The organism is Arthrobacter sp. Leaf234 (assembly GCF_001422665.1).
Lineage (GTDB): Bacteria > Actinomycetota > Actinomycetes > Actinomycetales > Micrococcaceae > Arthrobacter_D.
This window is the reverse complement of sequence record NZ_LMLU01000005.1, coordinates 88,468-110,815: the sequence shown is the minus strand read 5'-3', so window position 1 is coordinate 110,815 and position 22,348 is coordinate 88,468. Positions and strand designations below refer to the sequence as shown.

The 22,348-nt window shown below is 70.6% G+C and carries 19 protein-coding genes and 1 pseudogene; 7 read left to right on the top strand and 13 right to left on the bottom strand.

Features of this window, described 5'->3' with window-relative positions; all coding sequences use genetic code 11:
* Positions 1-19 precede the first annotated feature (19 nt).
* Entirely contained in the window at positions 20-223 is a 204-nt protein-coding gene (locus tag ASF21_RS08365; protein ID WP_026533290.1) for a cold-shock protein, read from the bottom strand.
* A gap of 222 nt (positions 224-445) precedes the next feature.
* Positions 446-1,435, bottom strand: coding sequence for an LLM class flavin-dependent oxidoreductase (locus ASF21_RS08360; RefSeq protein WP_055769620.1), 990 nt, complete (start codon positions 1,433-1,435; stop codon positions 446-448).
* 270 nt (positions 1,436-1,705) lie between these two features.
* Here ASF21_RS08360 and ASF21_RS17310 point away from each other — a divergent pair.
* Together ASF21_RS17310 and ASF21_RS17305 are read left to right on the top strand one after the other, a co-directional pair.
* Positions 1,706-2,028: pseudogene (locus ASF21_RS17310) on the top strand (SDR family oxidoreductase); the annotation flags it as partial.
* 57 nt (positions 2,029-2,085) lie between these two features.
* The gene (locus ASF21_RS17305) at positions 2,086-2,262 is read left to right on the top strand and encodes a hypothetical protein (RefSeq protein WP_235498926.1); all 177 of its coding nucleotides are present in this window, start codon (positions 2,086-2,088) and stop codon (positions 2,260-2,262) included.
* Positions 2,263-2,307: 45 nt separating this feature from the next.
* Here ASF21_RS17305 and ASF21_RS08350 read toward each other — a convergent pair whose 3' ends face one another.
* Positions 2,308-2,859: a helix-turn-helix domain-containing protein gene (locus ASF21_RS08350; protein WP_055769618.1), complete on the bottom strand. Its 552-nt coding sequence runs from the start codon at positions 2,857-2,859 to the stop codon at positions 2,308-2,310.
* An 85-nt stretch (positions 2,860-2,944) separates the two neighbouring features.
* Here ASF21_RS08350 and ASF21_RS08345 point away from each other — a divergent pair, with 85 nt between their 5' ends.
* Positions 2,945-4,135, top strand: a complete 1,191-nt coding sequence (locus ASF21_RS08345; RefSeq protein ID WP_055769616.1) for a benzoate/H(+) symporter BenE family transporter — start codon at positions 2,945-2,947, stop codon at positions 4,133-4,135.
* 1 nt (position 4,136) lies between these two features.
* On the opposite strand, the gene ASF21_RS08340 is transcribed toward ASF21_RS08345, so the two are convergent.
* Positions 4,137-5,438 (bottom strand): cation:proton antiporter, encoded by a 1,302-nt coding sequence (locus tag ASF21_RS08340; RefSeq protein ID WP_055769614.1) that lies wholly within the window; start codon positions 5,436-5,438, stop codon positions 4,137-4,139.
* A gap of 161 nt (positions 5,439-5,599) precedes the next feature.
* Between ASF21_RS08340 and ASF21_RS08335 the strand changes: the two genes are divergently transcribed.
* Complete coding sequence (locus ASF21_RS08335; protein WP_082471373.1) at positions 5,600-8,899, top strand: SNF2-related protein; 3,300 nt, start codon at positions 5,600-5,602, stop codon at positions 8,897-8,899.
* An 18-nt stretch (positions 8,900-8,917) separates the two neighbouring features.
* On the opposite strand, the gene ASF21_RS08330 is transcribed toward ASF21_RS08335, so the two are convergent.
* From ASF21_RS08330 to ASF21_RS08295, 8 genes are all read right to left on the bottom strand, one after another.
* Positions 8,918-9,778 carry an alpha/beta fold hydrolase gene (locus ASF21_RS08330; RefSeq protein WP_055769610.1) on the bottom strand — a complete coding sequence of 287 codons (861 nt, stop codon included), beginning with the start codon at positions 9,776-9,778 and terminating at the stop codon, positions 8,918-8,920.
* Between the two features lie 54 nt (positions 9,779-9,832).
* Positions 9,833-11,383 carry an ABC transporter ATP-binding protein gene (locus ASF21_RS16775; RefSeq protein WP_055769608.1) on the bottom strand — a complete coding sequence of 517 codons (1,551 nt, stop codon included), beginning with the start codon at positions 11,381-11,383 and terminating at the stop codon, positions 9,833-9,835.
* Positions 11,380-12,135: an energy-coupling factor transporter transmembrane component T gene (locus tag ASF21_RS17025; protein ID WP_055769605.1), complete on the bottom strand. Its 756-nt coding sequence runs from the start codon at positions 12,133-12,135 to the stop codon at positions 11,380-11,382. The genes ASF21_RS16775 and ASF21_RS17025 overlap by 4 nt, the downstream gene beginning before the upstream one ends.
* A gap of 2 nt (positions 12,136-12,137) precedes the next feature.
* Positions 12,138-12,977 carry an ECF transporter S component gene (locus ASF21_RS08315; RefSeq protein WP_321166890.1) on the bottom strand — a complete coding sequence of 280 codons (840 nt, stop codon included), beginning with the start codon at positions 12,975-12,977 and terminating at the stop codon, positions 12,138-12,140.
* Positions 12,978-13,150: 173 nt separating this feature from the next.
* On the bottom strand, positions 13,151-14,194 hold the full coding sequence (locus ASF21_RS08310) for a nucleoside hydrolase (protein ID WP_082471372.1): 1,044 nt from the start codon (positions 14,192-14,194) through the stop codon (positions 13,151-13,153).
* A gap of 2 nt (positions 14,195-14,196) precedes the next feature.
* Entirely contained in the window at positions 14,197-14,862 is a 666-nt protein-coding gene (locus ASF21_RS08305; RefSeq protein ID WP_055769601.1) for a GntR family transcriptional regulator, read from the bottom strand.
* A 113-nt stretch (positions 14,863-14,975) separates the two neighbouring features.
* Entirely contained in the window at positions 14,976-17,816 is a 2,841-nt protein-coding gene (locus ASF21_RS08300) for an aconitate hydratase (protein ID WP_055769599.1), read from the bottom strand.
* A 152-nt stretch (positions 17,817-17,968) separates the two neighbouring features.
* Positions 17,969-18,232: a YegP family protein gene (locus ASF21_RS08295; protein ID WP_235498725.1), complete on the bottom strand. Its 264-nt coding sequence runs from the start codon at positions 18,230-18,232 to the stop codon at positions 17,969-17,971.
* Positions 18,233-18,457: 225 nt separating this feature from the next.
* On the opposite strand from ASF21_RS08295, the gene ASF21_RS08290 reads away from it, so the two are divergent.
* On the top strand, positions 18,458-18,958 hold the full coding sequence (locus tag ASF21_RS08290; RefSeq protein WP_055769597.1) for a hypothetical protein: 501 nt from the start codon (positions 18,458-18,460) through the stop codon (positions 18,956-18,958).
* A gap of 17 nt (positions 18,959-18,975) precedes the next feature.
* On the opposite strand, the gene ASF21_RS08285 is transcribed toward ASF21_RS08290, so the two are convergent.
* Entirely contained in the window at positions 18,976-19,767 is a 792-nt protein-coding gene (locus ASF21_RS08285) for an SDR family NAD(P)-dependent oxidoreductase (RefSeq protein ID WP_055769594.1), read from the bottom strand.
* Between the two features lie 207 nt (positions 19,768-19,974).
* Between ASF21_RS08285 and fdhA the strand changes: the two genes are divergently transcribed.
* Together fdhA and ASF21_RS08275 are read left to right on the top strand one after the other, a co-directional pair.
* Positions 19,975-21,192, top strand: coding sequence for a formaldehyde dehydrogenase, glutathione-independent (gene fdhA, locus ASF21_RS08280; protein WP_055769592.1), 1,218 nt, complete (start codon positions 19,975-19,977; stop codon positions 21,190-21,192).
* A 398-nt stretch (positions 21,193-21,590) separates the two neighbouring features.
* Positions 21,591-22,298 (top strand): transglycosylase family protein, encoded by a 708-nt coding sequence (locus ASF21_RS08275; protein WP_055769590.1) that lies wholly within the window; start codon positions 21,591-21,593, stop codon positions 22,296-22,298.
* Positions 22,299-22,348 lie beyond the last annotated feature (50 nt).

The window sequence follows — 22,348 nt, the reverse complement described above, 5'->3', positions numbered from 1 at the left end:
CTAGTGGAAGATCCGAGCCTTAGAGGGGCTGGATGTTCGACGCCTGAGGACCCTTGGGGCCCTGCTCGGTGTCGAAGCTGACCTTCTGGTTCTCATCAAGCGAGCGGTAGCCGCTTGCGTTGATGGCGGAGAAGTGTGCGAACACATCTGCGCTTCCGTCGTCGGGAGCAATGAATCCAAAGCCCTTTTCAGCGTTGAACCACTTCACGGTACCTGTTGCCATTTTTGTTTTATCCTTCTGAAATTCAGACGCGCTCCGACTTTCGGAACGCCCCAGTCGCGGCGTGCTTGTCCGCTTTTTCAGAGACGCGGCTTGTCCCGCGAGGGCTAAACCGCGCGAAATACAAATGCGCAACACTACAACCGAGACCCACTTAACCAAACCTTGTACGGTTCTGGCAAGCAGGGAGCTGAAGGTTTCTGTTTTCGGGACCTTCTGGTAGGCCTAGACCGCCACCGGATGCATGGCTCCGGCGAGCAGTTCGAAGGACCGCAACCACGTCTCGGTGGTGCCCGCCTGCGTGGCGACGATGAGTTCGTCGGCCTCCACCCGCGCGGAGAACTGCTCCAGGTAGTCCCGGACCACCCCGGGTGTCCCGACGGCGCTGTAGCGGGCCATCTCGCTCATCTGCTGTCCACCCGGGGACGCGAGGATCGCCTCCGACTCCTCGCGCGTGAAGGTCTGGCCGCGGCCGAGCAGGAGCGTGACCCGACGCAGCATCGCCTCGTGGAACTCATGGTGGGCATCCCCCTGGTTGTCCGCGGCGATGACGTTGACCCCCGCGATGAAGTGAGGCTTCTCCGCCTGTGCGGAGGGCTTGAACTCCCTGCGGTAGATGGCGGCAGCATCCAGCAGCGCCTGCGGGGCGAAGTGCGATGCGAAAGCGAACGGCAGGCCGAGGGCGGCCGCGAGCCGCGCCCCGAAGAGCGAGGACCCGAGGATGTACAGCGGCACGTCGGTCCCCCGGCCGGGTGTCGCCTGCACTCCGGGAACGCGCGTGTCACCCGTGAGGTAGCCCTGCAACTCCAGGACGTCCTGGGGAAAGCTGTCCGCGGACAGGGGGTCCCGGCGGAGGGCCCGCGCCGTGTTCTGGTCGCTCCCGGGTGCACGCCCGAGCCCCAGGTCGATCCGCCCCGGGTGGAGGCTCTCGAGGGTCCCGAACTGCTCCGCGATGGTCAGCGGCGAGTGGTTGGGCAGCATGACGCCGCCCGACCCGAGCCGGATGGTCGAGGTGTGCGCCGCCACGTGGGCGATCAGGACGCTCGTCGCCGAGGAGGCGATGCTCCCCATGTTGTGGTGCTCGGCGTACCAGACGCGGCGATAGCCCCACGCCTCGGCGTGCTGCGCGAGGAGGACGCTCGACGCGAACGTCTCCGCCGGCGTCGAGCCTTCGGCGACCTGGGCGAGGTCCAGGATGGACAGGGGAATGGTCATGGAGTGCCTCTCGATGCGTGCCGCCCAGGACGATGGAAGCCATGGGCCTGTGGAGGGAACGGTTGCCCGGGCACATCTATTTCCACGATGCAGCGCACACGGGGCGCGTGAGGGCCTGGAGGAGCGTGCCGTCCGTGCCGCCGACCGCACTCTCGTCCGCGCCGTGTGCAGGAGGTCGACCTCACGAGCGTTTACTCCCGCTGCAACGACACTGATGCAACGACGCTGCTGCAACGACGCCATCCCCCCGTCCAGGCTCAGGGGAAGGACTCGGTCTCCTACTCGGCATCGAAGGGCGGCGTGCTGTCCGTGAGCCGGGAACCGGGCGTCGGATTCGCCCGGCAGGGCATCCGCGTCGACGCGCTGTGCCCCGGGCCGGCCAACACCCCGCTGCTGAGCGAGCTGTTCGCGGGTGACGCCGAGAAGGCGTAGCGCCGGCTCGTGCACGTGCCGCTGGGCCGGTTCGCCGAGCCCGACTGGCCCGACGAGCGGCCGCGGCGAGGGCGCTCCTCGCCGCGGAGGATGCATCCTTCGTCACGGCAGGCCGGTTCAGGGTGGACGGCGGGATCACGGGAGCGCACGTCACACCGCTCCAGCCGCACCGCCGGCCATCTCGGCGCCAGGGGCGGGCCGTCTGCTTGACTGGAACCATGCCGACAAGCGACCAGCCGACCACAGACCAGCCGATGGACGAGACCGCACTGCGCGCGCGCCAGGACCTCCTGGTCCGCGAGCTGGCCGTCGAACAGAACACCGCCCGCCTGCAGGCCCTCAGCGACGAGCTCGAGGTCATCCAGCGGCGCCTGGAGCAGGCGCGCATCGCCTGACCCGGCGTCCGGAGCAGGCGCACCGCCTAGCCACCGGTGCTGCTCCTATCCCGTCCTGCCGGGCGTCTCGATCACCAGGACGCCCTCCGCGCCGTGCGGGGACGTGTAGGTGTGCGCCACGTCCCCGGCCCACGAGATCGACACTCCTGGCCCGATCTCCCGCTCCGAGCCCTTCTCCCCCGCCGACGCGGAGCCGCGGACGAGGCGGAGGTGCTCCACCGTGCCGCTGCGGTGCGGTGGGCTGATCCTCGTCCGGCCGGACGAGAGGGTGAGCCAGAAGACCTCCGTGGTGCCGCCGTCGTCGTGCGTGCGGACCGAGAGCAGGCGTGCGTCGACGACGCCGTCCGAGACGCTGTGCCCGGCTTCCTCCCCCACGAGGCCGGTCAGGGGGACCCCGAGCGGTCCGGCCAGCGCGTAGAGCGTCTCCAGGGTCGGGTTGCGCGTCCCGGCCTCGAGTTCCGAGAGCGTGCCCTTGCCGATCCCCGCCCGGGCCGCGAGCGCCGTCAGGGAGAGGCCCCGCTCCTGGCGGAGGGCGGTGATGCGGCGGGCCACGGCCGCTCTGGGCGACACATCCGCGCGGGGGTTGTCCTCGGGCATGCCAGCATCCTACGCTGGCTGTTCCATATACAGAACACCCGCCGGACAGGCCTTCCAGGCCCCGGTGCGGCGACAGGAGGCCCGGGTGCACACCGCGACGTCAGTGAGGTCCGGACTCGGCGAACCCGTGCTGGCCGGGATCGTGACGGCCCTCGTCGGCTTCACCTCGTCGTTCGCCGTCGTCCTCGCCGGGCTCAGGGCCACGGGCGCGAGCCCCGCCCAGGCGGCGTCCGGGCTCCTCGCACTGACCGCCGTCGTCGGCCTCGGCATCGTGCTGCTCAGCCTCCGCTACCGCATCCCGGTCACCCTCTCCTGGTCCACCCCCGGGGCGGCGCTGCTCGCGGGCGCGGCCGTCCCGGCGGGCGGGTGGCCGGCGGCCGTCGGCGCCTTCCTCGTGACGGGCGCGCTGATCGCCCTGACCGGCGCCGTCCCCTGGCTCGGGAGGCTGGTGGCGCGGATCCCGCAGCATCTCGCGCAGGCGATGCTCGCCGGGGTCCTGCTGCCCCTGTGCCTGGCTCCGTTCCGGTCGATCGGCACCATCCCGGTGCTGGTCCTGCCGGTCATCCTCGTGTGGCTCGCCGCCTCGGCGCTCGCGCCGAAGTGGGCGGTACCGCTGGCCCTCGTCGCGGCCCTCGCGGTGATCGGGGTGCAGATCGTGCGGGACGGCGTGGTCATCGCGCCCGAGTCCCTGGTGCCGTCCCTCGCGTTCACCGTGCCGGTGCTGGACCCTGCCGCGATCATCGGCATCGCCCTGCCGCTGTACGTCGTGACCATGGCCTCGCAGAACCTGCCCGGCGTCGCCGTGCTCTCGTCCTTCGGCTACCGCGCGCCGTGGCGTCCCGCACTCGCCGTCACCGGCGTCGGGACCGCCGTCGTCGCACCCTTCGGTGGGCACGCCGTGAATCTCGCCGCGCTGTCCGCCGCGCTCTCGGCCGGGGACGGGGCCGGGGCCGATCGCGGGCGCCGGTGGGTGGCGGCCCTCACCGCCGGCATCACCTACCTGGTCCTTGCGGCTGTGTCGGGGGCACTCGTCGTGATCGTGGGCGCCGCACCGGCCGGACTCGTGGAGGCCGTCGCGGGGCTCGCCCTGATCGGCACCATGGCGACGGCGGTGACCTCCTCGTTCAGCGACCCGACCGGCCGGATGAGCGGCGCGGTGACCTTCCTGCTGGCCGCATCGGGCCTCTCGATCCTCGGCATCGGCGGCGCGTTCTGGGCCCTCCTCGCGGGCCTCGTGGTCCGGGCCGCACTGGAGCGCACCGCCTCCCGGCGATGACTCAGACGGGGGTGTTCGGCGCCTGCGCCTCGTCGCCCTGCTCCCGTGCCTTGCGCTGCCGCGCGCGGTCGAGGGCGTTGATGACGGGCGCGGCCGTGATGCCGTGGATGACGATCGAGATGACGATCACGAGCCCCCCGACGCGCCACAGCGTGCTCTCGTCGGCGCCGAACTCGCCCTTCGAGAGGGCGTAGCTGAGGTAGTAGACGGACCCGATGCCGCGCACCCCGAAGAAGGCGAGCGTGCGGCGCTCCCAGGGGCCGGTCTTGCCCCGGGCCAGGCTGATCCACGCCGTGACGGGCCGCACCAGCAGGATGAACGCGACGGCGACCACCACTTCCAGCGGTCGCAGGCCCTCGAACAGGCCTCGCGCCACGGCCCCGCCCAGCAGGACCAGCACCACGACGGTGAGCAGGCGTTCGAGCTGCTCGATGTAGCTGTGCAGCACACCGTGGTAGCCGTGGGTCTGCTCTCCGGCGCGGAGGGTGACGGCGCACACGAAGACCGCGATGAAGCCGTAGCCCTCCACCGACTCCGTGAGTCCGTAGGTGAGGAAGGTCGCCGCGAGGGCGACGAACCCCTCGGAGTAGTTGGCCAGGCGGACGCTCTTGATCGGCGCGCGGAAGAAGATGCGGCCGAGCAGCTTGCCCATCCCGAAGCCGAAGGCACAGCCGATGATCATGCGCCAGAGGACGTCGAGCAGGATCCACTCCACGCCCCACGCGGCCGGCGACATGCCCACCGTGCTCATCAGGATGGCGAGGTACACGAACGGGAAGGCGAGGCCGTCGTTGAGGCCGGCCTCGGAGGTCAGTCCGAACCGCACCTCGTCCTCCGCCTCCAGGTCCTCCTCGGATTCCGAGGGCTCCCCCACCTGCACCTCGGAGGCGAGGACGGGATCGGTCGGGGCGAGCGCCGCCGCGATCAGCAGCGCGGAGGCCAGTCCGAGGCCCAGCAGCCACAGGCCCATGAGCGTCAGGACGAGGATGCACAGGGGCATCGCGATGCCGAGGAGTCGCCAGGTCGTGGACCAGCGACGCCATCCCACCTTCCGGTCGAGGGCCAGGCCGGCGCCCATCAGCGAGATGATGACGCAGACCTCGCTCAGGTGGATCGTGACGTCGCTGTAGGCCACGGGGTCGGGGCTCGGGAGGTCCTTGCCGATACTGAAGACCAGGATCCCCGCGGCGAGGAACACCATCGGCATCGAGACGGGGGCCCGCATGAGCAGCCGTGGCAGGAGAGCTGCCGCGAGGACCGCCAGTCCTGCCGCTGCATAGATGATGCTCGCTGCCTCGAACACGTACGCCCTCTTCCGCCCACCCCGTTGATGATCAGTCCCCTCGCCAACAGTAGGGCAGAGCCCGCTCAGGTCGAGCCGCCCGACGCACCGCCGGTCCTGCCCCGGGTGAACAGGATGGCTCGTGGCCCGGGAGCGTCACCGCCACGTGAGAGCATGGAATTATGCCCAATTCCACCCACCCCATGGTCGATGTCACCGACATCATCCGGATCGTGGGAGGCGCGGCCTTCCAGCGCGGGCAGACCTACGCGAAGGACGGCGCCGTCAGTTCCCTCGCCTGGGACGCCGACGCGAAGCTGCTCACCGGCAAGGTGCGCGGCTCGGCGCCCAACGACTACCGGACGAAGCTGCGGCTGGGGGTCAAGGGCGACGGCCGCTTCCGTCCGCTCGAGAACTTCTGCAGCTGCCCCGTCGGCGCCGACTGCAAGCACGTGGCGGCCACCGCGCTGCAGAGCAACACGGAGAACCTCCTGGCGCAGCACGAGCGTGAGCTCGGCGCCCGCCCGGCGTCCCGCCCCGGACCACCGGAGGGCTGGCAGGCCTCGCTCACGGACCTGCTCGACGCCGAGACCGAGGCCGCGCCGGGCGGCGCAGCCCCCCTGACGCAGCTCGGCCTGCAGTTCGAGCTCCGGACACCGGAGGTGGCCGTGCAGCGCTGGGGGTCCGCCGCGGAGCGCCAGGGCCAGCGCATGCTCAACACGCGCCTCGGTGTCCGGCCGGTCAGCCAGAACGGCAAGGGCAAGTGGATCAAGAACAACCTGTCCTGGGGCAGCATCAGCTACCAGACCTACGGACTGAAGCTCGACGCCGACCAGCACCGCTGGTTCTCGCAGTTCCCCGCGCTGCACCGCGGCACGGGTGTCAACTACTTCGGCAACAACGACTCCTGGCTGTACCTCGACGACTTCAGCAACCCGCTCCTCTGGCAGCTGCTGGACGAGGCGCAGCGTCTCGGCATCGCCTTCGTCGGCTCGAAGAAGTCGGTCTCGATCGAGCTCGCCGGACGGGCCACCCTCAAGCTGGACGCCACGAGAACGAAGGAGGGCGGCCTGCAGCTGTGCCCGGCCCTCGACATCGACGGACTGCCCCACCCCTCCGACACGGCCCATGTCATCAGCACGCACGGCATCTACACCGTCTCCCCCGGTGACACGATCACGCTGGCCCCGACCTCACGTCGCCTGACGACGAAGGACATCGAGCTGCTGCAGCGCGGCCGGCCCGTCGTGGTACCGGAGGAGGAGACCTCCCTCTTCCTGCAGGAGTACTACCCGAAGCTCCGGCAGTCCATCCAGGTGGCCAGCAGCGACGGCACCGTGGACCTTCCTGAGATCCAGCCCCCCGTGCTCGTCCTGACCACCGCCTACGGCGACAACGGGGCGGTGAGTCTCGGGTGGCACTTCGACTACCCGCTGGGCGACGCCGTGCAGCGCCGGCCCTTCCGCCGGGGCGGCCCCGGCAGTGACGACGGCTACCGCGACGCCGACGCCGAGGACGCCCTCGCGGGCGCCGCACGCGCCGCCCTGGGCGCCCTCCCCCTCAAGGACCTGAGGCTCGAGGACATGCAGGCCGTCGAGTTCGCGGAGGAGGCCCTGCCGCGGCTGCTGCAGGTGGAGGGGATGCGCGTGGACGTGGTCGGCGAGAAGCCCGACTACCGCGAACTGACCGAGACCCCGACGCTGCGCATCAGCACGGTCGAGACCGACAACCGCGACTGGTTCGACCTCGGCGTCATGGTCACGGTGAGCGGCCGCACCATCCCCTTCGACTCGGTGTTCCGCGCCCTCGCGCAGGGCCGGAAGAAACTGAAGCTCGTCGACAACACCTACCTCTCCCTCGAGCAGCCCGTCTTCGACCAGCTGCGTGACCTGATCGAGGAGGCGCGGTCCCTCGCCGAGTGGGACCCGGACTCGGGCCTGCAGATCAGCCGCTACCAGGCCGGGCTCTGGGCGGACTTCGAGGACCTCGCGGAGGAGACGGAGCAGGCGCAGTCCTGGCGCGACGCCGTGAGCGGCCTGCTCACCCTCGAGGACGTCGCCGCGACCCCGCCGCCCGCCGGCCTGGTCGCCGAGATGCGCCCGTACCAGGCCGAGGGGTTCAGCTGGCTCGCCTTCCTGTGGCGGCACCAGCTCGGTGGCGTCCTCGCCGACGACATGGGTCTCGGCAAGACGCTCCAGGCACTGGCCCTGATGGTCCATGCGAAGGAGAGCACCGCGCCGGCGGAGCCGTTCCTCGTCGTCGCGCCCACCTCCGTGGTCCCGAACTGGTCCAACGAGACGCACCGGTTCGCGCCGGGGCTGAAGGTCGTGTCGATCACCGACACGCAGGGCGCCTCCGGCTCGACCATCCGCGACCAGGTCGGCGACGCCGACGTCGTCATCACGTCCTATACGCTCTTCCGGCTCGACTTCCCCGCATACCAGGAGCTCACGTGGTCCGGCCTGGTCCTGGACGAGGCGCAGTTCGTCAAGAACCGCGCGTCCAAGGTGCACCAGGCGGCGAAGGACTTCGACGCCCCCTTCAAGCTCGCGATCACCGGCACGCCCATGGAGAACAACCTCATGGAGCTGTGGTCCCTGTTCAACATCGTGGCACCGGGGCTGTTCCCCTCCCCGCGGAAGTTCACCGAGGACTACCGGACGCCGATCGAGAAGATCGGCGACAACCGCCCGCTCGTCCGGCTCCGCAAGCGCATCCGGCCCCTCATGATGCGGCGCACCAAGGAGGCCGTGGCCTCGGACCTCCCGCCCAAGCAGGAGCAGGTCCTGGAGGTGGAGCTGCACCCGGAGCACCGGCACATCTACGAGACGTACCTCCAGCGCGAGCGGCAGAAACTCCTGGGCCTGATCGAGGATATGAACCGCAACCGGATGATCGTGTTCCGGTCGCTGACGCTGCTCCGCATGCTTAGCCTCGACGCTTCCCTGGTGGATCCCGAGCACGAGGGCGTCCCGTCCGCGAAGCTCGAGGTCCTCTTCGAGAACCTGGACGACATCATCGCCGAGGGGCACCGCGCCCTCGTCTTCAGCCAGTTCACGTCCTACCTGAAGAAGGCCGCCGAGCAGCTGGACGCCCGCGGCATCCCGTACGCCTACCTCGACGGTTCCACCCGCAGCCGAGGCGAGGTCATCGACTCCTTCAAGGAGGGGGACGCGCCCGTCTTCCTGATCAGTCTCAAGGCCGGCGGGTTCGGGCTGAACCTCACCGAGGCGGACTACTGCTTCCTACTGGATCCCTGGTGGAACCCGGCGTCCGAGGCGCAGGCCGTGGACCGCACGCACCGGATCGGCCAGACCAAGAACGTCATGGTCTACCGCATGGTGTCCAAGGGCACCATCGAGGAGAAGGTCATGAAGCTCAAGGAGCAGAAGGCGAAGCTCTTCACCTCGGTGATGGACGACGACGCCGTGTTCAGTTCAGCGCTCACCGCGGAGGACATCCGGGGGCTGCTGGAGGCGTAGTCCTCCCGCCCGGACCCGTCAGGGTTCGCCCTGCCTCCGCAGCCGGGGGTCGAGAAGTTCCGCGAAGGCGCGCGGCCGCGCGGCGATCCACCAGTGGCCACCGGGCACGGTGGTCACCGTGAGGTCCTCCACCCAGTCCTCCAGACCGCCCACCAGGTGCGGGGAGAGGAAGGGGTCGCCGAGCGGCACGACCACGTGCACGGGAAGCGTCACGCGGCGGCGCCGGGGCGGCCGCGCCCCACCGCCCATGTTCGTCCGGTAGAGGGCGAGTCCGCGCACCGGGTCCGCGCCCACGGTGCGTCGCGCGGCGAGCTCGTAGCGGCGCGTCATCACGTGCTTCCAGAACAGCTCGGGCAGGACGGGGAGCTGGAACGCGCCGACGTACCAGCTGCGCAGCACCTGGGCGAGACCCTGCGGGACCGTCCCGGCCTGCGCGAACCGGCTCCGGAGCCAGCGGGAGAAGTGGCGGAGGTCGGGCCCGGAGATGCTGGTGTAGTCGAGGACCACACCGTCGGCGCGTTCGTCCTGCACGACGGCCCAGCCCTGGATGGACCCCCAGTCATGGCCGACCAGCCGGATGCCCGACGGCGTCCCGAGCGCATCGAGGACGGCGAAGACGTCGTCGACGAGCTCCGCCAGGGTGAAGCCACCGTCCGCGACGGGGCGGGACCGGCCGGCGTTCCGCGTGTCGAAGGCGATGAGGTGGTGTGTGCGGGCCAGTTCCCGGAGGACCGGGAGGAACACGCGGTGGTCGTCGGGATACCCGTGGACCAGGAGGACGGAGGGCACGCCCTCCTGCGGGTCCAGCCCGTACTCGAAGACCGCGAGCTCCGCCCCGGCCGTCCTGATGGTCCGGTGTCTCTCCTGCAGAACGTCCATCCGTCCACCCTAGGCACAGTCCGGCTCCCGTGGGGCGGCCGGTTCTCGGACGGATCAGGAGCCCGGGTCCGGGCTGTCCTCCTGGATCAGGCCGGCCTCGAGCCGGAGGGTGCGGTGCGCGACGGCGGCGGAGAACGCGGCGTCGTGCGTCGCCATCACCACCGCACCGCCGCCCTGCGCGTGCTGGACCAGGAGGGCCGCGAGCCCCGTCCGCGCGGGTTCGTCGAGGCCTGCCGTCGGCTCGTCCAGGACCCAGACGGACGGGCCCGCGGCGATGAGGGACGCGAGAGCCACGAGCCGGCGCTGCACGAACGCCAGCTCGTACGGGTGGATGTCCGCGACCGCGGAGAGCCCCACGGCCTCCAGCGCGTCGGCGGCACGACGGAGCGCATCGACCCGTCGCAGGCCCGCCGCCCTGGGCCCGTAGGACACCTCGCGGAGGACCGTCCGCTCGAACAGCTGCTGGTCCGTGTCCTGGAAGAGATAGCCGACCGCGCCGGCCAGGGTGCCGGTGGGCCGGCGCAGGATCGGCATCCCGTCCACGGTGACCCGCCCGCTCTCCGGGCGGCGGAGCCCGTTGAGCACCTGCAGGAGCGTCGTCTTGCCGGATCCGTTCGACCCGCGGACGGCGAGGATCTCACCCGCACGGACCTGGAGGCTGACGCCGTCGAGGACGGCGGGGGTGCGCCCGGGACCCGGCGGGCGCCGGCGGCCGCGGCGCTCCCCGCGCCCAGGTCCGCCTGGCTCGCCGGGTGACGGATAGCGGACCACGACGTCGTCCACCGTGACGAGGGTGCGTCCCGCGGTGGTCGGTGCCCCGCGCATTCTGGCGGCGCCGATCCGCGGCGCGTCCCCGTCCGTCCCGATGCCGTAACGCCGCAGGCCCGCCCACCGCGCCTCGGCGAGCAGCCCGTCGAACACGGCGTGTCCGCCGTCGAGCGCGATGATCCGGGCGCCCTCGGGGGCGGTCCGTGGCAGCATCGGGGCGCAGACCACCACCCCGGTCCCGCCGGCGCGCAGGACGTCGATCGCCGCGGCCACATCCGCGGCCGCCCCGGCGTCGAGGCCCTGGAACGGCTCGTCGAGCACCAGTACGCGGGGTCGCTGGACCACCGCTGCCGCGATGATGGTCCGCTGGAGCTGTCCACCCGAGAGCCGTCGCGGGTCGCGGTCGAGGAGCTCGGTCAGCTTCAGGGCCGCCGCCACGTCGTCGACCTCCCGACGCAGCCGCTCGTGCGGGACGCCGCGGTTGGAGGGCCCGAAGGCGATCTCCTCGCCCACGGTCGCCGACATCATGGACAGCTGGCCCCACGCGCCCTGGGCGACGAACGCGACCGAGGCACTCCACACCGCCGGGTCGATCCGCGGATCGGCGGGACCACCCTCGAAGTGGACGGTCTCGCCGTCGAGGGTGAGGGAGCCGCGGAAGACTGCGCCGGCATCGGACCCCACCGCGCCCGCGAGCAGGCGCGCGAGCGTCGTCTTGCCGGAGCCGGAGCTGCCCGCGACGACGAGGTACTCCCCGGGCTCCACCGTGACGGTCACGCCCGAGAGCAGTGGCACGCCGTCGTCGTAGGCGAAGGACCTGCTTTGCACCCGGATCACGCGAGCACCCCGGATCCGAGCCAGAGCACCGAGAAGAGGCCGACGCCGACGACCATCGCACGGCGTGCGGCGCGCTGGCGGGGCGTGTCCGTGTCGGGCAGGTAGCTCGTGCGTGGGCCCGGCGAGGAGAAGCCGCGCGCCCCGAGCATGCGGTTCCGCTCCGAGGCGTCGACGAGGAGGCCGATGACGAGCGGCGTGGTCACCGTGAGCAGGGCCCGCACCCGCGCCACGGGGCCGCGCCCCAGGACGAGGCCGCGAGCCTGCTGTGCCCGCGTGATCTGCTGGGCACGGAGGGCGACGTGCGGGATGAGCCCGACGGCGGAACCCACCACGAACACGAGCTTCCGGTTCCAGCGACGGTGCGTCATGGTGGCGAGGAGCTCGGGCACGTCGAGTGTCATGGCGGCCGTCAGCAGCACCCCGGTAAACACGCTCATGCGTAGTCCCATGACGGCGGCGAAGGCCAGTCCCTCCCGGGTGACGCGGGCGGGGCCGAGGTCGAGCAGGACCGTCCTGCCCTCGGGGAAGAACAGGCCGTGGAGGAGCAGCGAGGAGAGGAGCAGCGGACCGGCGATCAGGAGGACGGCGAGGCCGATCTGCCGCACCCTGCCGGAGGTCAGGACGGCGGGCACGACGACGAGCAGCAGCACCGCCAGGGAGAACTCCCACCGGTTCACCACGAGGACGAGCACCACCAGCAGGACCGCTGCGAGCAGCTCGGTCAGGGGATTGAGGATCCGGCGGCGCGGCATGGTCAGCGGACCGAGCCGGCTCCGGCCGTCGTCATGGCGCGCTGTCCGCTCCTGGCGCCCAGGACGCGGTGGGTCCGTGCGAACGGGAACTGCCGGACGGCGCGCTGCGGCAGGGCGTAGACGATCAGGGCGACGACGACGAACACCACGATCTTGTCGAGCGAGTCGGAGAGCAGTCCCTGCTTGGTGGCGGCGACCAGCAGCTTGTCCCCCATGGACCGGAAGACGGCGATGATGGCATTGGTGCCGAAGGTGCCCGCCGCGCCGAACATGAAGACCGCGACGGGAGCGGCCACGAGGCCTCCGATCGCGCCGACCACCAGGCCGGCGACGGGGGCCAGGTACACACGCCGGAACGCGCCGTGCTTGGCCGCCAGTCCCGCGAGCAGGCCGATGAGTGCGGCTCCCGCTGCGAAGGGCAGCGCGAAGGGATTGAAGAGCCCCCAGACGGCGTTGCTCAGCGCACCGGTCGCGGCACCCGCTGCGGGACCGGCGAGGACGGCGACGAGCACCGTGCCGATCGCGTCCAGGTAGATCTGCAGCCCGAGCGACCCTGCCACCTGGCCGATCGCGATGTTCAGGGCGATGCCGAGCGGCATGATGACGAGGGAGCTGGTGGTCAGCATCGGCAGGATCCCGCCGACCAGGAGGGCGCCGCCGCCGAGGAAGCCGAAGAGCGAGACGAGGGACGCCGCGCTGCCCATCCCGCCGGCGATCTCCGTCGGCTGGACGATCACGAGGAAGAGGTACGTCGCGACGATGAGGGCGCCGCCGAGCGCGAGGAGCAGGCGTCGGGGCCGCTCGGTCGTGCGATCGGCGGGGAGGGTCAGGGATGAGCTCACGATAATCCTTGGGCGCTACGGAGGAGGGGGAAGCACCTCATGTCACCTCGGCGCAGCCGGCGCAGCAGCGCCGGGCAGGTCCCAGTGTACCGGCCGGTGTGCGCTCCCCGCCGGGCTGCCGGGTCCTCGGGGCGCTCCTGCGGGCCTCTGAGCCGGTTGCCCTGCGAGGGGGGTCAGCCGTGCATCCTCGCCAGGTCCGCGAGCCGCCGGACCATCAGGTCGAACACCGCCTCGGGATCGTTGCCGGTCACGATCCGCGCATTCGGCGCACGCCGCCACATCCCCGCGAGGTCCGCGACCGTCTGGCCGATGGTCAGGGATGATTCCGTCTCGACGTCGACGGTGACGAGCCGCTCCTCGAAGGAGGCCTCACCCGCCGCGACCATGACGGCGAAGAGATCGTGCAGGTGCGCCACGTACCCCTGGTCGTAGAGCCGGTGGAACTCCATGTAGAACCTGAGGGCGTCGGACAGGCAGGCGACGACGGCGTTGCCGCTGCGGCTGCGTGTGCCCGGGGGTCCGTCCGCTTCGAGCACCTCCGGCCCGGCCCCGGCCGCCCGGGCGACGGCGTCGACGTGGGCGGGCGTGCACTCGATCCGCTCCGTGGTCTCGAGCGCGCAGACGATCGGCAGCTTCGCCTCGGGAAGGCCCTCGTAGGCGGCGTACACCTCCTTCGCGGCATGCGGGTCCACGTGGGTGTTCCATTCGGCCACGGGCGTCGTGTTGCCGGGGTAGTTGAAGGCGCCGCCCATGATCACGAGCCCCTTCAGGAGCATCGGGAGCTGCGGTTCCGCCCGGATGGCGAGGGCGAGGTTGGTCAGGGGCCCCGTGACCACGCCCGTGATCTGCCCGGGGTGGCATCGCACCGCCTCGAGCCAGACGTCGACGGCGTGCCGCCCGGAGATGTGCCCGCGCGGCGGCGGCAGTTCGGCGTACCCGATGCCCTGGTCGCCGTGCGTCTCCTCGGTGGTGACGAGGGGGATCTCCAGCGGCACCTCGCTCCCGATGGCCACCTCCACACCGGCGTGCCCGCAAAGCTCGAGGAGCGCGAGGTTGTTGAGGGCCACCTGGCGGGCGCCGACGTTGCCGGCGGTGCAGGTGATCGCCTCCACCGAGACACCGGGAGTGGCCAGGAGATACATCAGCGCCACGGCGTCGTCGATCCCGGTGTCGACGTCGAGCAGGAGGCGCTGTCGGGCAGGGCGCTGGTCGGGCACGGTCAGTCCGCCGCGGTGGTGCGCAGCAGCTGCAGCCGGAGGGTCCGCGCGGTCTCCATGTGCGATCGGGCGATCGACCGCGCGTCGTCGCTGCGGCGCTCCGCGATGGCACTGATCAGCGCCTCGTGCTCCAGCAGCACCTCCTGCCACCGGTGGCCGACCGACAGCGTGGACCGGGGGGTGTGGATCAGGTGCGTGGACAGCCGCTGCAGGAGGTCCATGAGGATGGGGTTGCGTGCGGCGGACCAGAGGGAGGTGTGGAATTCGAGGTTGTTGGTCACCTTGGTGGTGTCGTCCGGGTCGACGACGGCGCGGTCACGTTCCAGCAGCGCCTCCAGGCGCATGAGGTCGGCCGCTCCGCGGTTGAGGGCGGCCTGGCCGGCGGCCTCCTCCTCCAGCATGACGCGCAGGTCGTAGATCTGGATGACCTCCTGCGCATCGATCTGGGGAACCTGCAGCCCCCGCGCGGCACGCTCCAGCAGGCGTTCGTGCTGCAGCCGGCTGAGGGCCTCACGGACGGGCGTGCGGGAGACGCCGAAGCGCTCCGAGATGACCACCTCTCGCAGGGCGGTCCCCGGTGGGTGGACGCCGGCGAGGATCTCGCTGCGGAGGACCCGGAAGATGGCATCGCCGTCCACGCGCGCCGACAGTTCGACGGACTCGGCCATGGCGCCCCCTCGGGTCGGCTGGAAGGTTCGGATAGGAGTGGGGCCGAGGACACCGGCTGCCCTGCGGACGGCCCGGGCCGGGAGGACGACTCCCGGCCCGGGCCGCGCGGACGCTAGCTCGCGAGCTGGCGCAGCACGTACTGCAGGATGCCGCCGTTGCGGTAGTAGTCCGCCTCGCCCGGGGTGTCGATGCGCAGGACGGCGTCGAACTCGACGGCGCTGCCGCCCTCGGCCGGGGTGGCGGTCACGTGGAGCGTGCCCGGCGTGCGGCCCTCGTTGAGCTCGGTGACACCGGAGACGGCGAAGGTCTCCGTGCCGGTGAGCCCCAGCGATGCGGCGTTCTGCCCCTCGGGGTACTGCAGGGGCAGCACGCCCATGCCGATGAGGTTGGAGCGGTGGATGCGCTCGTAGCTCTCGGCGATGACGGCCTTGACGCCGAGCAGTGCGGTGCCCTTGGCCGCCCAGTCACGCGACGAACCGGAGCCGTACTCCTTGCCGGCGAGGACCACGAGCGGCGTACCCGCGGCGCGGTAGTTCTCCGCGGCGTCGTACACGGCGGCCTGCGGCGCATCGGCCTGCGAGAAGTCCCGCGTGAACCCGCCCTCGACGCCGTCGAGGAGCTGGTTCTTGATGCGGATGTTCGCGAACGTGCCGCGGATCATGACCTCGTGGTTGCCTCGGCGGGAGCCGTAGGAGTTGAAGTCCTTGCGCTGCACGCCCTTTTCGGTGAGGTAGCGCCCGGCCGGGGTGTCCGACTTGAACGAACCCGCCGGCGAGATGTGGTCGGTGGTGACCGAGTCACCGAGCTTCAGGAGCACGCGGGCGCCGGCGATGTCCTCGACCGGGCTCGCCTCGCGCTGCATGCCCTCGAAGTACGGGGGCTTCCGCACGTACGTGGACTCGGGGTCCCAGGCGAAGGTGTCGCCGGCCGGCGTCGGCAGGGACTGCCAGCGCTCGTCGCCCTCGAAGATCGTGGCGTAGCTCGAGGTGAACATGTCCTCGTCGATCGACTCGTCGATCACCTTCTGGACCTCGACCGGGTTCGGCCAGATGTCCTTCAGGAACACGTCGGTGCCGGACTCGTCCTGGCCGAGGGGCTCGTTGCCGAAGTCGAAGTCCATGGTGCCGGCCAGGGCGTAGGCGACCACCAGCGGCGGCGACGCCAGGTAGTTCATCTTGACGTCCGGGTTGATGCGGCCCTCGAAGTTGCGGTTACCGGACAGGACGGCGGTGACGGCGAGGTCGTTGTCCTGGATGGCCTGCGAGATCTCGTCCTCGAGCGGACCCGAGTTGCCGATGCACGTGGCGCAGCCGTAACCCACCGTGAAGAAACCGAGCTTCTCGAGGTACGGGATCAGGCCCGACTTCTCGTAGTAGTCGGTGACGACCTTGGACCCGGGGGCCACGGACGTCTTCACCCATGGCTTGGACACGAGGCCCTTCTCGACGGCGTTGCGCGCCAGCACCGCGGCGGCGAGCATGACCGACGGGTTGGACGTATTGGTGCAGGAGGTGATCGACGCGATGCTGACGGCGCCGTGGTCCAGCTCGAAGTCGCGGCCGTCCTTCATGGTGACCGCGACCTTCTTCGACGGCCGGGTCGACGGGGCACCCGCTCCGACGGTCTCGCGGGGTTCCTCGTTCTCGTCGGTGACGGACGACGTCGTTCCCGGGGTGAAGCTCGGCGAGTCCGACGCGGGGAAGCTCTCCTGCGAGGACTCGTCGACCGTACCGCCTGGGGCGAACGCCAGGTCGGGATCGTTGGAGTAGTTCCGCAGGTCCTCACGGAACTGGTCCTTCGACTTCGAGAGTTCCACGCGGTCCTGCGGGCGCTTCGGTCCGGCGATCGAGGGCACGACCGTGGAGAGGTCCAGCTCGAGGTACTCGGAGAAACGGATCTCGCGCGAGGGATCGTGCCAGAGACCCTGCTCCTTGGCGTAGGCCTCCACCAGCGCGACGTTCTCCGCCGGACGGCCGGTGAGGCGCAGGTAGTCGAGGGTGACGTCGTCGATGGGGAACATGGCGGCGGTGGAGCCGAACTCCGGGCTCATGTTGCCGATGGTGGCGCGGTTCGCGAGCGGCACGGACGCGACGCCCTCGCCGTAGAACTCGACGAACTTGCCGACCACGCCGTGCTTGCGCAGCATCTGGGTGATGGTGAGGACCACGTCCGTGGCGGTGGCGCCGGCAGGGATCTCACCGGTGAGCCTGAAGCCGACGACGCGCGGGATGAGCATGGAGACGGGCTGGCCGAGCATCGCTGCCTCGGCCTCGATCCCGCCGACGCCCCAGCCGAGTACCCCGAGGCCGTTGACCATGGTGGTGTGCGAGTCGGTGCCGACGCAGGTGTCGGGGTACGCCCGGAGGACGCCGTCGATCTCGCGGGTCATGACCGTGCGGGCCAGGTACTCCAGGTTGACCTGGTGGACGATCCCCATGCCCGGCGGGACGACCTTGAAGTCGTCGAACGCCGTCTGGCCCCAGCGGAGGAACTGGTACCGCTCGCCGTTGCGCTGGTACTCGATCTCCATGTTGCGCTCGAGGGCGCCGGCGTTGCCGAAGGCGTCGATCTGCACGGAGTGGTCGATGACCATCTCGGCGGGAGCCAGCGGGTTGACCCGCTTGGGGTCTCCCCCGAGATCGGCGACGGCCTCGCGCATGGTCGCCAGGTCGACGACACAGGGGACGCCGGTGAAGTCCTGCATGATGACGCGGGCGGGCGTGAACTGGATCTCGGTGCTCGGCTCCGCTGCCGCATCCCACTGCGCGAGGGCGCGGACGTGATCCGCGGTGATGTTCGCACCGTCCTCGGTGCGGAGCAGGTTCTCGAGAAGCACCTTGAGGCTGAACGGGAGGTTCTCGGCGCCCTCGACGGCACTGAGCCTGAAAATTTCGTAGTCAGCGCCGGCGACATCGAGTACGCCCTTCGCGCCGAATGAGTCCGCAGTCGTCATGACGTCGGCTCCCTTCAGAGAGATGGTGGAATACCTCCATCCTATTCCACGACCGGCGTCAATGTATACAGTCGTACACCGTGTCGCCCGGCCCCACCCGCCCATCACGTCAGGCGCCGTGCGGGACGGCAGCAGGCGTCCCGGGGAAGACGTCAGGCGTCGTGCGGGACGGCGTCGCTCCGCCGCGATGCCGCTTGGAGGCCGAGGAAGAGTTCGTCCTGATCGGGTGACTCGTCCCTGCTGTGATCCACGATCGGTCCCGTGCCGGCGATCTCGCGGATGAGTTCGATCCCCGCGATCGCCTCCTCCTTGGAGGCGTAGAAGGTGGAGACCGCGACGAGCGTACCGTCAGGGGCCGTCAGCTTCACCCTGTACCCGTCGTCATGCGCATCAACCAGCTTGAAGTACCCAGCCATCGTTCTACCTCCCTGTACGGGGCTCGCCACTCTGCGAACCCCACTCCTCAGCATACTTACCGACCGTTCGGGTTCGAGCCCGGATCCCCGGCACCTCAGGGGCTGGACATCGGCGACACACTCCTGCACAGGGTGGCTTCCCTCACGTAGTGTTCCCGATGCCACCCACACTTCCGACGACCCGGGCGGACGCCCCGGCGAAGGGCGGTCCGCAGAAGGAGCATCATGACCGAGCCGAGCAGTTCCGCCGGACACCCCGACGGCGCAATCCTTCCCGCAGAGCATCCCCTCGGCCCTGCCGCCCCTGTCCCGCCGCGCGAGAAGGAGTCGGCGGCGCCGTCCCACACGGGCATCACCGAGCCGGGGAACGGCACCGGCGCACCGACGCAGGCCGACGACGCCGGATCCGGTGAAGGACCTGGTGAAGGACCTGGTGAAGGACCTGGTGAAGGACCTGGTGAAGGATCAGCCGGCAGCGGCTACGACGGCGGCGGCAACGACGGCCGACCCGACGCGGACCGGCGCGAGGCGGTGCTGGACCCGTCCGCGGGTGGGTCGGCGCATCGGTCGGCGAGTATCCGCGACGAGCAGGGAACGCACAGCGCCGGGACGGTACCGGCAGCGTTCAACGGCGACGGCACGCCGGACGACCCCGCCGAGGACGGCCACCCGGAGGACGCGGCGGCCGAGCCCGATCGGTGGGACAGCGGGGGCTCCGCGGGCTGAGCGGCCTGTCGGCTGCGCTACCGCCCTCGCTGCGCCAGCCGCGCGACGAGGGACGACGGCGCCACCTTCGCCAGGGTGGTGATGACCTTGTAGCGCGCGCTGGGGACGGAGACCGCCCTGCCGGCTTCCGCGTCCCGGATCCCCTCGCGGACCACGAGTCCGGCGTCGAGCCACAGGGGCCCGGGGACGCTGCTCTTGTCGGCGCCCATGCGCTGGTGGAACCGGGTGTGCACGAACCCTGGACAGACGGCCGTGACGCGGATCCCCTCGGGCCCGTAGGTCAGGTTCGCCCACCTGCTGAAGCTGATCATCGCGGCCTTCGCTGCGCCGTAGGTGCCCCTCGGCGTGAACCCGGCGACGCTGGCGACGGTGATGATGGTTCCCGCGCCCCGCGGGCGCATGGACTGCAGCGCTGCATGGGCGAGGGCGAGCGGCACTTCCACGTGGATGCGGAGGTGGCGCACCTCGTCGTCGAGCGGATTGTCGGCGAACGGGCGCACCAGTCCGTAGCCGGCGTTGTTGACCAGCACGGACACGGGAGCAGGGCCCTCGTCCTCGGCTGAGCCGGGATCCCGCCGCCCGGCCCCCAGCCGCGCCAGCACCCGGGCCAGGCCGTCGTCGTCGAGCAGGTCGGCGGCGATCGTCTCGACGTCGGCCCCCCATCGCGTGCGGAGCTCACGCGCGCTGTCCTCGAGGGGGCCGGAGGCGCGCGCGACGAGCACGAGGGCGCAGCCGCGCGCCGCGTACTGACGGGCGAACTCGGCCCCGATCCCCGAGGTGGCGCCGGTGATGAGCACGGTGTCGGTCATGCCTCCCACCCTCTCCCGGAGGATCCGCGCGGACAAGGGGGCCGGCCCGCCGCACCGGCCGGGGAGCGCACCGGCCCATGCAACGTCCGTGCGACCCCCCGACGTGTAGGTTCGGCACTACCGGGTGCCGCGCGGCCCAGCGAGGCGAACGGTTCCGGCACCCGGGGTTCCGGGTGCACTGAGCACACCACGGAAGAAGGATGTTCCATGAGCGGTAACAGAGCTGTTGCGTACAAGGGACCAGGGAAGGTCGAGGTCATCGACATCGACTACCCCACATTCGAGCTGAAGGACGGACCGGGGGTGAATCCGGCCAATGTCGGACGCTCGGTGCACCACGGCGTGATCCTCAAGACCGTCACCACCAATATCTGCGGATCGGACCAGCACATGGTGCGCGGCCGCACCACGGCGCCCGCCGACCTCGTCCTGGGCCACGAGATCACGGGCGAGGTGGTCGAGGTGGGCCGTGATGTCGAATTCATCAAGAAGGGCGACATCTGTTCGGTCCCCTTCAACATCGCCTGCGGCCGGTGCCGCAACTGTAAGGAGCGGAAGACCGGTATCTGCCTCAACGTCAACCCGGACCGGCCGGGCAGCGCCTACGGCTACGTGGACATGGGCGGATGGGTCGGCGGCCAGGCGGAGTACGTCCTCGTGCCGTATGCGGACTGGAACCTGCTGAAGTTCCCGGACCGGGACCAGGCACTCGAGAAGATCCTCGACCTGACGATGCTCTCCGACATCTTCCCCACCGGCTTCCACGGCGCCGTCACCGCGGGCGTCGGCGTCGGCTCCACCGTCTACGTCGCCGGGGCGGGGCCCGTGGGGCTGGCTGCCGCGGCATCGGCGCAGCTCCTCGGCGCCGCCGTCGTGATCGTCGGTGACCTCAACGAGGACCGGCTGGCACAGGCCCGCAGCTTCGGCTGCGAGACGGTCGACGTCTCCAAGGGCGACCCGCGGGACCAGATCGAGCAGCTGCTCGGCGTGCCGGAGGTGGACTGCGGCGTGGACGCCGTGGGCTTCGAGGCACGGGGACACGGCTCGGGGTCGTCCACCGAGGCTCCCGCGACGGTCCTGAACTCCCTCATGGACGTCACCGCGGCGGGCGGCGCCCTCGGCATCCCCGGCCTCTATGTCACCGGCGATCCGGGTGCGGTCGACGACGCCGCGAAGGTGGGCTCGCTGTCGATCAGTCTCGGCACGGGCTGGGCGAAGTCCCTGTCCTTCACCACGGGGCAGTGCCCGGTGATGAAGTACAACCGGGGCCTCATGATGGCCATCCTGCATGACCGCGTCTCGATCGCGAAGGCCGTCAACGCCAAGCCGATCGGCCTCGAGGAGGCACCCCGCGGCTACGAGGAGTTCGACGCCGGGGCCGCCACGAAGTACGTCCTCGATCCGCACGGCTATGTAGCGGCCTGACCAGCCGGGACGTCCCGTCCCCACTGGTTCCGGAGGGGCCCCGGATCACGGATCTGGGGCCTCTCCCCTGCCCCGCGGCGATGGAGGGGCCATAGTGTTGCACAGGATCCTCACGAGGGCCAGTTTCTTTCCCTTATTTTGAACCGATGTCAAGCGCCACGCCGTACCGGTTTGGCAACGAATGAAAATTACTTTACGGTGGAGGGAGTTCCCCGTCCGGGGAAGCGAAAAAGCTGCCGAAAATCGAGCAGCGATCTATGCCCGGCGCCGCCCCTCCACCGCTCGTTGCTCAACAGGCGGCTGCCGAACCTGACCTCTATACAGTCAAGGTGAGCAGCGGCGCGAAGAAGTCCGGGGACGGACCTAGTGCGGGTGGCCTTTCGGAGCATCGTCACCCCATGAATACACACACCTTCAGCACCAGCGCCCGTCGTGGGCTCGCAGCAGTAGCACTCACCGGCCTCGGCCTCGGTGCAGCAGCCGGCGCAGCCAACGCCGCCCCCGCCAGCGACTGGGATGCGCTCGCGCAGTGCGAGAGCGGCGGCAACTGGGGCATCAACACCGGCAACGGTTTCTCCGGTGGACTGCAGTTCACCCCCTCCACCTGGGCGGCCTTCGGCGGCCAGGGTGCACCCCAGAACGCCTCACGCGAGCAGCAGATCGCCGTCGCCGAGAATGTCCTCGCAGGCCAGGGCTGGGGCGCATGGCCCTCCTGCTCGGCCCAGCTCGGTCTGAACAGTGGAGCCAACCCGGGCGGCATCCCGGCGCAGGCCGCTCCGGCCCCCGCCCCCGTCCAGCTCCAGCAGGCGCCCGTCGCCCAGGCGCCCGTCGTCCAGGCACCGGTCGCGGCACCCGTTGCCCAGGCACCGGTCGCGGCACCCGTTGCCCAGGCACCGGTCGCGGCACCCGTTGCCCAGGCACCGGTCGCGGCTCCCGTCGCCCTGAGCGGCGAGACCTACACCATCCAGTCCGGTGACACCCTCAGCACCATCGCCGACAAGCTCGGCGTCGAGGGCGGCTGGCAGGCACTCTTCGCCGCCAACACCGACACGGTCATCCACGCGGACCTGATCTTCACCGGTCACGTCCTGCAGCTCCCGGCCTAGTCCGGCCGACCGCCGCCGGGCGTCCATGCCATGGACGCCCGGCCCAGGTC

Excerpts from the sequence above, each read along its gene's own strand:
- ASF21_RS08335 (WP_082471373.1), top strand. The coding sequence starts at position 5,600 with ATGCCCAATTCCACCCACCCCATGGTCGATGTCACCGACATCATCCGG.
- ASF21_RS08285 (WP_055769594.1), bottom strand. The coding sequence starts at position 19,767 with ATGACCGACACCGTGCTCATCACCGGCGCCACCTCGGGGATCGGGGCC.
- ASF21_RS08365 (WP_026533290.1), bottom strand. The coding sequence starts at position 223 with ATGGCAACAGGTACCGTGAAGTGGTTCAACGCTGAAAAGGGCTTTGGA.
- ASF21_RS08305 (WP_055769601.1), bottom strand. The coding sequence starts at position 14,862 with ATGGCCGAGTCCGTCGAACTGTCGGCGCGCGTGGACGGCGATGCCATC.
- ASF21_RS17025 (WP_055769605.1), bottom strand. The coding sequence starts at position 12,135 with ATGCCGCGCCGCCGGATCCTCAATCCCCTGACCGAGCTGCTCGCAGCG.
- ASF21_RS08275 (WP_055769590.1), top strand. The coding sequence starts at position 21,591 with ATGAATACACACACCTTCAGCACCAGCGCCCGTCGTGGGCTCGCAGCA.
- ASF21_RS17305 (WP_235498926.1), top strand. The coding sequence starts at position 2,086 with ATGCCGACAAGCGACCAGCCGACCACAGACCAGCCGATGGACGAGACC.
- ASF21_RS08295 (WP_235498725.1), bottom strand. The coding sequence starts at position 18,232 with ATGGCTGGGTACTTCAAGCTGGTTGATGCGCATGACGACGGGTACAGG.
- fdhA (WP_055769592.1), top strand. The coding sequence starts at position 19,975 with ATGAGCGGTAACAGAGCTGTTGCGTACAAGGGACCAGGGAAGGTCGAG.
- ASF21_RS08300 (WP_055769599.1), bottom strand. The coding sequence starts at position 17,816 with ATGACGACTGCGGACTCATTCGGCGCGAAGGGCGTACTCGATGTCGCC.
- ASF21_RS08290 (WP_055769597.1), top strand. The coding sequence starts at position 18,458 with ATGACCGAGCCGAGCAGTTCCGCCGGACACCCCGACGGCGCAATCCTT.
- ASF21_RS08350 (WP_055769618.1), bottom strand. The coding sequence starts at position 2,859 with ATGCCCGAGGACAACCCCCGCGCGGATGTGTCGCCCAGAGCGGCCGTG.
- ASF21_RS08360 (WP_055769620.1), bottom strand. The coding sequence starts at position 1,435 with ATGACCATTCCCCTGTCCATCCTGGACCTCGCCCAGGTCGCCGAAGGC.
- ASF21_RS08330 (WP_055769610.1), bottom strand. The coding sequence starts at position 9,778 with ATGGACGTTCTGCAGGAGAGACACCGGACCATCAGGACGGCCGGGGCG.